The 9,996-nt window shown below is 58.7% G+C and carries 6 protein-coding genes; 3 read left to right on the top strand and 3 right to left on the bottom strand.

What is annotated here, in order from left to right; genetic code table 11:
- The first annotated feature begins 235 nt into the window (after positions 1 to 235).
- A complete protein-coding gene (locus PG896_RS09505) occupies positions 236 to 3,379 on the top strand; it encodes a DUF3427 domain-containing protein (RefSeq protein ID WP_049636327.1) in 3,144 nt (1,047 codons plus the stop codon).
- Positions 3,380 to 3,427: 48 nt separating this feature from the next.
- On the opposite strand, the gene PG896_RS09500 is transcribed toward PG896_RS09505, so the two are convergent.
- Positions 3,428 to 4,015, bottom strand: coding sequence for a histidine phosphatase family protein (locus PG896_RS09500; protein WP_049636328.1), 588 nt, complete (start codon positions 4,013 to 4,015; stop codon positions 3,428 to 3,430).
- A 449-nt stretch (positions 4,016 to 4,464) separates the two neighbouring features.
- Here PG896_RS09500 and PG896_RS09495 point away from each other — a divergent pair, with 449 nt between their 5' ends.
- Both PG896_RS09495 and PG896_RS09490 read left to right on the top strand, forming a co-directional pair.
- Positions 4,465 to 6,573 carry a putative bifunctional diguanylate cyclase/phosphodiesterase gene (locus PG896_RS09495; protein WP_223917956.1) on the top strand — a complete coding sequence of 703 codons (2,109 nt, stop codon included), beginning with the start codon at positions 4,465 to 4,467 and terminating at the stop codon, positions 6,571 to 6,573.
- Positions 6,574 to 6,737: 164 nt separating this feature from the next.
- Entirely contained in the window at positions 6,738 to 7,025 is a 288-nt protein-coding gene (locus tag PG896_RS09490) for a hypothetical protein (protein ID WP_049636330.1), read from the top strand.
- A gap of 44 nt (positions 7,026 to 7,069) precedes the next feature.
- On the opposite strand, the gene PG896_RS09485 is transcribed toward PG896_RS09490, so the two are convergent.
- Together PG896_RS09485 and speA are read right to left on the bottom strand one after the other, a co-directional pair.
- Entirely contained in the window at positions 7,070 to 7,258 is a 189-nt protein-coding gene (locus PG896_RS09485; RefSeq protein ID WP_010674183.1) for a hypothetical protein, read from the bottom strand.
- A 256-nt stretch (positions 7,259 to 7,514) separates the two neighbouring features.
- Complete coding sequence (gene speA, locus PG896_RS09480) at positions 7,515 to 9,416, bottom strand: biosynthetic arginine decarboxylase (protein ID WP_042882536.1); 1,902 nt, start codon at positions 9,414 to 9,416, stop codon at positions 7,515 to 7,517.
- Between the last annotated feature and the right edge of the window lie 580 nt (positions 9,417 to 9,996).

Genomic DNA, 9,996 nt, shown 5'->3' with positions numbered 1-9,996 from the left:
TTAAAATCGTACTTGGAGCCGTTCAACTGATCGAGACTTGATCAACTTGTGCAGAGAATGATCATGCGTCGGCCCTGTCCATCACTACCTCCCTGTGGTTCGCCTTCTCTATCTTCGCCGCCCATGGCTAGATAGATCTTCAAATGGGCAAAATTAGATAACAGCTTACTGATTTAGCTAAAAAAAATGATACCCTGCCTACTCCCCTTATGCACAAGATTCAAGGTCAGTCACCATGCAGCAATGTGGTATTTATGAACAACTCATCACACAACTGTTGGCATCAAGACTAGATCGATCGCATTTCTACATCGGGGAACGACAACTGGAGTCTGCGGAGGCCTCAGTCTGGTTATCACGATTCCTAACTCGTGTGTTGGAATATGCAGTAGGCTCGGTCACTGGCGATGACCCATTACAACGGCAGATTGAGCTGGCTAACCAGTTATTGCTTTGGCTAAAAGATCGCATACAAGACCCAGACTTTATTGGCGAGAACCTTATCGACAGTCAGGGAAAAATACTGACCGCTCTGTACCAGTTGGACAACCCCATTTCCGCCAATTTAAAACAATATGTTGACGATATTTCCCCTCTGACCGGTCTAACGCAAAGTGAGCTGTTCTGCGGCAGCAATGCGGGTTTGTCGATGGAGTCAGAGATTAAACGGGAGATATTATCGGCAGATAGCATCTGCTGGCTGGTCTCATTTATCAAGTGGGCAGGTATCCGTATTTTCCGTCATGAGCTGGAAGAGTTCACTCGCAGCGGCCGCCAATTAAAAGTAATTACTACCTCATATATGGGGGCGACCGACGCCAAGGCAGTTGAATTTTTAGCCAGCCTCCCAAATACCGAAGTCAAACTCAGCTATAACACCCAGCGCGAGCGGTTGCATGCCAAGAGCTATCTCTTTTGCCGAAATACCGGTTTTCATACCGGCTATATAGGTTCCTCCAATCTCTCTCACTCTGCCCTCACCAGCGGCTTGGAGTGGAACCTAAAAATCACCTCGCAAGAGATCCCTCATATTATCGAGAAATCCCTGAGTACCTTTGAAACCTATTGGGAATCCGATGATTTTGAGCTGTTTGATGGCAAGCTCGAAAGCCGTACAAAATTGCAGCATGCACTGCAAGAGGCCCGTGGGGATGGGGACAGAAATAACCCTGCCTATTTCTTTGATATCACGCCGTTTCCCCATCAACTGGAGATCCTTGAACAATTGGCGATGGAGCGCGCTTTACACCAGCGCTTTCGTAACTTGGTGGTAGCGGCTACCGGTACAGGGAAAACTCTGATCTCCGCCTTTGATTTTGCGCATTTTTTGAAAACCAAACCCGATGCCAAGTTTCTGTTTGTCGCCCACAAAGAGGAGATCTTGCGCCAAGCATTAGCCTCGTACCGCGGAGTGCTCAAGCAATCAAATTTTGGCGAACTCTTGGTCGGCGGCGCCGTGCCAACCCACTACCGTCAGCTGTTTGCCTCGGTGCAATCCTTGAATAACCAGCTGGCTAATTTACGTCTTAGTCAAGACTATTTCGATTACATCGTCATTGATGAGGTTCACCATATTGCGGCGGCCAGTTATCGCGGTCTGCTCGCCACCTTTGAACCTCAGATTCTGTTGGGATTAACCGCAACGCCAGAGCGCCATGATGGCGGTGATATTCTTGCCGACTTTTGTGGTGTCATCGCAGCAGAGATCCGCTTGCCCGAGGCCATCAATCGTCGCCATCTCTGTCCGTTCCAATATTTTGGTATCGATGATGATACTGACTTGCGCCAAGTGACTTGGAAAAATGGCCGTTATGACATTACTGAGCTCACCAATATCTATACCCACAATCAGCAGCGGGTACAGAAGATAGTCCAGAGCCTCAATGAGATCGTCACCGATATTACCAAGATCAAAGCACTGGCATTTTGTGTGAGCCGTGAACATGCCGACTTTATGTGCAAGGCATTTTTATTGAAGGGCATCAAGGCTGACATCCTCACTAGCGATAACCGAGACGAGCGACATAGTAAGCAACAAGATTTGCGTACCGGCGTTATCAATATTCTCTGCGTGGTGGACATCTTCAACGAAGGGGTTGATATCCCGGAAGTCGATACCTTGCTGTTTTTACGACCAACGGAAAGCCTCACCATCTTCTTGCAGCAATTAGGACGTGGCCTGCGGCTGGCGAGCGATAAAGAGTGCTGCACCGTATTGGACTTTGTTGGGAATGCCCGTGCGGAGTATGACTTTGCCCAGAAATTCCGGGCACTGGTGGGTAAAACCAATAAGGCGATCAGCCACGAGATCAAACAGGGCTTCCCTCACGCCCCCTTGGGCTGCCGCATCGAGCTCTCAAAACAGACCCAAGAGTTAATTCTGAGCAATATCAAAAAGGCGACTCTCAATACCTCGCGCCTCATGGGCCTGATCCGCCGTTTCTCACAGGATTGCGATTTACCGCTGACACTGGCGAATTTTCTGAAGTTCTACCCTCATATCAGCCTTGAGGAGATCTACAAGCGCGGCAATTGGAGCGCCTTGGTCAAACAGGCCCACAACCATACCATTTCTGAAATGAGTGATGAGAAGCTGTCGACCCTCTACACCCGGGCCATCAAAACCCGGCTATTGGGCTGCGATGCGCTCCATTACTTGAACTTCTTACAAACCTTGGTGGAAAGCGCCTTTACCTTAACGGCTGAGCACGATGAGCGGATGGCCTTGATGTGCCATTACGACTTCTGGCAACAAAGCGGCCCCAACGCAGGCTTTAGCTCCTTGGCGCACAGCCTGAAACAACTCAATCAACCAGAGTTAAGGGCCGAGCTGGCAGATCTGTTGCCCATGCTGATCAACCGGGTGCAGCACGAACAAAGCGCCATGCCAGATCTTCCCGGCAATCCACTACAACTGCATGCTCGCTATGCCAGAGAGCAAGTGCTGGTTGGCTTTGGGGCAACCACCTTCGCGCAGCAACCCACGGCTCGCGAAGGGGTCTATGTCATCGCAGAGCACAATATCGAGTTGCTGTTCGTGACCTTGAACAAAACGGAGCAGCACTTCTCCCCCACCACCCGTTATCACGACTACGCCATTAATGAGTCACTGTTCCATTGGCAGAGCCAAAACAGCGCTCGCCCAGAGCGAGGCAAGGGGCTGAGTTACATAAACCACAGGGCAGAGGGTAAGCGCGTGTTTCTGTTCGTTCGTGAGCAGAGCAAAGATGAATTTGGCCGCACCCTTGGCTTTGTGAACTTTGGTGAGGTGGAGTACATCTCCCACAGCGGTAGCCAACCGATGAACATTAAATGGCGTCTCACTACTCCGATGCCGCCTTTTATGTGGAAAGAAGCGGCCAAATTGGCAGTTGGCTGAGCGACCCATCACAACAAGGCCCACCCACGGCGGGCCGCCTTCGTGTGGTCAGCAGGCAATCCGCTCTATGCGACCACCACTGAGTTTGAAGAAGGCATCCTGTGGCAGCTCCTGCAGCCAGGTGGTGGTGTAGTCCAGATCCACATAGGCGCCGCGCAGCATGGCGCCAAAGAGACCGTGAGAAACCACGATGGCCTGCTCGGCAATCTGCTCGTCCTCAAGCCATTGCCGGGCCCGGCGCTGAATGCTCTCAAAACTCTCGCCATGGGGGGCCCGCAGATACCAGTCCGGCTCCTCCAGATCCAGCTCGGGGTGGGCCGCCAGCAGCTCGGGCACCCGGCGACCCTCCCACTCCCCCATCCCCAGCTCCACCAGCCGCTCGTCCCAGATGATGCGCTCCTGGTCCAAGCCAAGCTGCTGACACACCCGCTCCGCCGTCTGCCGTGCCCGGCCGAGGGGGCTGGCGTAGATCGTCCAGTCGGTGGGCTCGGCCAGGAGCTTGGCCAGACGGGCCCCCATGGCGAGGGCCTGGGCTTCTCCCCTGGGGGTCAACTCGGAGTTGCAACGCCCCTGCAACCGCAATTCGGCGTTGTAACGGGTCTGGCCATGGCGCAGCAAATAGAGGGTTCGAGACATGGTTTCTCCAGCAGAGTCAACGAGATAAGAAAACAGGGGGAAGATGATAACAGATGTACCGGGTCAACCAAGACCCGGAGGATGCAGGCTTGTGCTGACTCCTTGAGCGCATGGCCTGCGGCTATCGTGATAAGGACGACAGGGGCTGCGCGCCTTTATCGCACAGGCGCCTTGTGCGCTTACCACACGCCTTCGCCACGGGCCCGCCAGCGCCGTGGCAAGCGCCCCATGCTCCCCTATCTTGTTGTTCAGACGGAATAAAATGGGGATGTGCCGGTTTATCGGTCACAGGATGGCGGCCAAAGCCAGAAAAGACAGAGTTTTTGCTCTGATCCGGGGGCCATTTTGGTACGTATCTCTGGCTCACGACAGGGACGCCTGGTGTACAATCTGCCACCCGATTTCCCCTGACCCGGCCCAGGCTCAGGCCCTGATGTACCCCAGAGTAAATGAACGTGACCCCAACCCACCCCATGCTCGACAGTTATTACAGCCAGGATCTGGTGTTCTTCTCCATCCTGGTGGCGGTGCTCGCCTCCTATACGGCGCTGACCATGACCAGCCGGGTGAGCCAGAGCCGGGGACGGGCCGCCGTGCTCTGGCTCGCGGGGGGAGCCTTCGCCATGGGGCTCGGCATCTGGTCCATGCATTTTATCGGCATGCTCGCCTTCAACCTGCCCATCGCGCTGGGATACGATCTGACCCTCACCGGTCTCTCCCTGGTGGCAGCCATCGGCTCCTCGGCCTTTGCGCTCTGGCTGGTGAGTCGTCCCCAGCTCCCCTGGCACCAGATCCTGTTCGGGGCCGTGCTGATGGGGGCCGGCATTGCCACCATGCACTACATCGGCATGGCGGCCATGAAGATAGCGCCTGGCATCCACTACCTGCCTGGGCTCTTCATCCTCTCCATCCTCATCGCGGTATTCGCCTCGGGGGCCGCACTCTGGATAGCGTTTCGCCTGCGCAACAGCTCGCCCCGCGCCTTCTTCAGCAAGGCCTTCGCCTCCCTGGTGATGGGGACAGCCATCATCGGCATGCACTACACCGGCATGGCGGCGGCCCAGTTCCCCGCAGAGAGCCTGTGCGGGGCCCTCTACACCGGTCTCAATACCCAGTGGCTGGCAACCGTGGTCATCATAGTGACCCTGGCGGTGTTCGCCATCGCCTTCGTGCTCTCCATGCTGGATGCCCACGCCGCCAGGCTCTCCACCTCCCTGCATCAGGCCCACGACGAGCTGCTCAAGCTGGCGCTCCATGACAGCCTGACCCGGCTGCCGAACCGGCTGCTGTTTGCCGACCGGCTGGAGCAGCGCATCCAGGAGTGTCAGCACAGCCAGCGCAGCTTCTCCCTGCTGTTTCTCGATCTCGACGGCTTCAAGATCATCAACGATGCCCACGGCCACCACACCGGGGATCTGCTGCTGGCCGAGGTGGCCCAGCGCATCACCGGCCTGCTCGGTGCCAGCGACACCGCCTCGCGCTTTGGCGGGGACGAGTTCGTGCTGGCCCTGGCGCCGGGGGATGTGAGCCAGACCACGGCCTTCGCCGAGCGGCTGCTGGCCACCCTGGCCCAGCCCTATGAGTGGGAGCACCACAGCCTGCACATCACCGCCAGCATCGGCATTGCCGTCTATCCCCAGGATGGCACCAGCCTGCACGAGCTGACCCTCAACGCCGATGCCGCCATGTATTACGCCAAGGAGCAGGGGCGCAACGACTACTACTACTTCGACAGCGCCATGAACGCCAACGCCCACCAGCAGTTCCTGCTGCACAAGGAGCTGCAACACGCCCTGGAGCGGGGGGAGCTGGCCCTGCACTACCAGCCCAAATACTGTGCCCGCAGCGGCCAGGTGGTCGGCGCCGAGGCCCTGCTGCGCTGGCAGCACCCGGAGCATGGTGCCGTCTCGCCGGCCAGCTTCCTGCCGCTGGCGGAGAAGAGCCGGCTCATCATCCCCATCGGCAACTGGGTCATCGACGAGGCGTGCCGCCAGATGAGCGCCTGGCGGGCGGCGGGTCATCACGACTGGAGCGTGGCAGTCAATCTCTCCACCATCCAGCTCGCCAGCCCCGGGCTGCTGGAGGAGGTGCAGGGCGCCCTCGCCCGCCATCGGCTCGAGGCCCGTCACCTGACCCTGGAGATCACCGAATCCACCGCCATGCAGAAGGCCGAGGAGAGCCTCGCCATCCTCAACCGTCTGGCCGAGCTCGGCCTTGGCATCTCCATCGACGACTTCGGCACCGGCTACTCCAGCCTGCTCTACCTCAAGCGCTTCCCCGCCAACGAGCTCAAGATTGACCGGGGCTTTGTCACCACCCTGGAGCGGGGGGGCGATGATGCCACCATCATCGCCGCCATCATCGCCCTGGGTCAGGCCCTGGAGATGCGCATCGTGGCAGAGGGGGTGGAAACCCCGGAGCAGCGGGACCTGCTGACCGAGCTGGGCTGCGACACCTTGCAGGGCTACCTGCTCGGGCGCCCCATGACCGGGGAGCAACTGCTTGTCCACTGCGCTCCCGAGACTCCCCAACGGGTGCTGGAAGGTGTGCTTGCCTGACAAGCAGGTGAGGCGCAGCGCCCGTGTCGCCAGGGTCATCACCAGCCCGATTGCGTCCCTTCACGACTCAAGGTAGTCTGCTGCAAGACTCGAATGCTCCTTTATTTTGCCGGGCGCATCGAGCGCCCCCCATGGCAGATCACCCGTTCAGAGGAGCCACATCCATGGCCAGATACCAGTTCTTCAGCGTCCCCGCCTCCCGCCGTCAGCAATATACCTATGTCGACATGGCCTCCCCCACCTTCCTCACGGAGAAGGAGGCGCTGCTGACGCAAGGATTCGAGGTGGAAGAGGATTTCATCGACGCGGCCACTCCCCGCGAGGCGGTGGAGAAGTACAGATCCGGTTTTCTCTACGTGGCGGACGAGATAGGCAAGTCAGACGAGGCCTATGCGGCGGCAACGGCCTTGCTGGAGATGGGCAATAAGATCCTGGGCCGCAAGGCGGGCTGAACAAGGCGGGCCGCCGGGACGATACCCCGATGGCCCGCAGGCAGTCAGCGTTGGGGGTGCTGGCGGAGCATCTCCACCAGCTCCTCTTCACTGCCGGGTTCATGGGCAAGCTGCAGGCTGGGGGCGGCGCCCCCCATCAGCATATAAACGTGAGTGCTGCAGTGATCGTAGTGATACCACTTACCGTCGATACAGACGTCGGTATAGCATCTCGGGTCCCTCTTGAGTTCCATACGCACATCCTTATGTGTCATTCACCAACATCACTCTTGACCGTAAAATAAGGGACCTAAGTCCCCCTTGACCTGGATCAAGGGAGGTGGCGGGCAAAAGCGGGCAGTGGCCGGATCTGGCCGGGGCGGGATGCCGCCAGCCTGGATGACAGAGCCCGCCAACCGGCCCCAGCCAGGCAACAGCGCAACAAAAACGGCGCCCGAAGGCGCCGTTTGTCATGTCCGTCATTTGACCGACGGGGAACAAGCCGCTGGCTTATTCGTCTTCCAGGTAGGCGTAGCCTTGCAGACCCAGCTCCAGCTCGTCGAGCAGGGCCTTGCGGGTCTCGTCGTCCAGCGCCGGGTGGGAGACGATGCGCTGGTAGTTCTCGCGGATCACGGACGGGTCGATGTTGACGTAACGCAGCAGCTGGTCGACGGTGTCACCACGCACCACGTTGCGGATGTCCATCTTGCCTTCTTCATCCAGCCACACTTCCGCGCAGTGGGTGTCACCGAACAGGTTGTGCAGATCCCCCAGGATCTCCTGATAGGCACCCACCAGGAAGAAGCCGACATGGCACTCTTCGTGCTCACCGTAGACCGGCATCGGCAGGGTGCTTTCCACCCCCAGACCGTCGACGTAGTGCTCCACCTGACCGTCGGAGTCACAGGTGATGTCCATCAGGATGCCGCGGCGGGTGAGCGGACGCTCGAGGCCGGCCAGCGGCATCACCGGGAACACCTGACCGATACCCCAGGCATCCGGCAGGGACTGGAACAGGGAGAAGTTGGCAAAGCACTTGTCCGCCAGTTTCTCGGAGAGCTCGTCGGCCAGGGCGCGGTGGTTGCGGTTGACCGGGTTCAGCAGCTCCTTGAGCGCCAGACAGGTGTTCTGGTGCAGCATCTCGGCCCAGGCACGTTGCTCCAGGTTCAAGAGGCCCATGGTGTACTGGGCGTTGACGTCACCGAGATCCGCCACGGAGTCGTGGAAGATCTCCAGCAGGGAGGGATCTTCCCCGCGCAGGTCCAGCCACCCTTTCCACATGTTCTGCAAGATGGTGGGCGCGTCTTCGTCCGGGGCGCTGATGTCGTTCACCTCCACCCCTTCGGCACCAATGATGTTGGTGACCAGCACGGCGTGGTGCGCAGTCAGGGCACGGCCGGACTCGCTGATGATGGTCGGGTGCGGCAGGTCGAACTCGCGGCACACATCGCCGATGCCCCAGACCACGTTGTTGGCGTACTCGGAGAGGCTGTAGTTCGCGGAGCAGTGGCTCTGGGAACGGGTGCCCTCGTAGTCCACACCCAGGCCGCCGCCCACGTCCACCACCTCGACCTTGGCGCCAAGACGGCACAGCTCGGCGTAGAAGCGGCCGCACTCGCGGATGCCGCCCTGGATGTCGCGGATGTTGGCGATCTGGGAGCCCAGGTGGAAGTGCAGCAGTTGCAGGCAGTCCAGCTTGCCGAGGCTGCGCAGACGCTCCACCAGCGCCAGGATCTGGGAGGCGGAGAGACCGAACTTGGACATGGAACCGCCGCTCGATTCCCACATGCCGGAGCCGGTGGACGCCAGACGGGCGCGCACCCCGATGTTGGGCTTGATGTTGAGACGAGCTGACTCGTCCAGCACCATTTCCAGCTCGGAGGGCTTCTCCACCACGATGTAGACCTTGTGGCCCATCAGGTTGCCCAGGAGGGCGTGGCGGATGTATTCGCGGTCCTTGTAACCGTTGCAGACGATCACGGAGCCTTGCTCATGATGATGGGACAGCACGGCCAGCAACTCGGGCTTGGAGCCCGCTTCCAGCCCAAGCCGGGGCTTGTCGCTGTAGGACTGACTGATGGTCTCGATGACGCGGCGCTGCTGGTTTACCTTGATCGGGTAAACGCACAGGTAATCCCCTTCATAGCCTGACTTTTCGATGGCCTGACCGAAGGCGTTGAACAGCGCATCGACCCGGCTCTTGAGGATGTCGGGGAAACGCAGCAACACCGGCGTGGTCAGCCCGGACTGGCGCAGTTGCTCGATGGCCTCGGACAGCACGATCTGAGCCTCGGGGCGAGACTTGTCGGGAGAGACGGTCACATGACCGGCGTCATTGATATTGAAAAAACCCGCACCCCAGTAGGGAACGTTGTAGACCTTCAAGGAGTCCTTGCTGGACCAGTTAGTCATGGGCTATGCCTCGCAAATGAGCGGCCGTGGGCCGCCTTCGTTACCCTCAATCACATCCAGACCATTGATTGCAAAATGCGGCAAGCCAGAGCGGCCTGCTGACGTTGGACCCGCAACGGAGCATGCTCCGCCACATCCTGTTCATTGCACATCGCGGCAAGCCAAGGCTGCCTGGTGGATCTTGGGAAGTAACGAGTCTTGATGTGGGGCTGGTGGCTTTACATCAAGCTCAACGGTATGCGGTAACACCTTGCCGGCGTACCGCGGTACTTTGATGACAATCGGCATCAGCCACGCCGTTTGTTCATCATTCGGCAGCCATCCCGACGGACAGGAGAGGGTTTCAAGGAAGAGAAGGGAAGACGTCAGCACGCATCGTGTTGATGGACGACAACCACTACGACCCGCTCAACGCCAGTGACCGCCCATGACAAGGGAGATGATGAGCCCGAAGCCCACTCGGTCAGCTGAAAGATGAGAGTCCGTTGTTCTCCCTGATACCGGAGCCTAACCGGTATTAAAGAAACCATTCCCCAGCAGTGTCTGTCGTTTCTGCGTGCCTCGCCCTATAGGCGTCATG

The organism is Aeromonas sp. QDB30 (genome assembly GCF_027707645.1).
Taxonomy (GTDB): Bacteria; Pseudomonadota; Gammaproteobacteria; order Enterobacterales; family Aeromonadaceae; genus Aeromonas; species Aeromonas caviae.
Note: the sequence above shows the minus strand (reverse complement) of the source record. Positions and strands in the feature narration are given on the sequence as shown.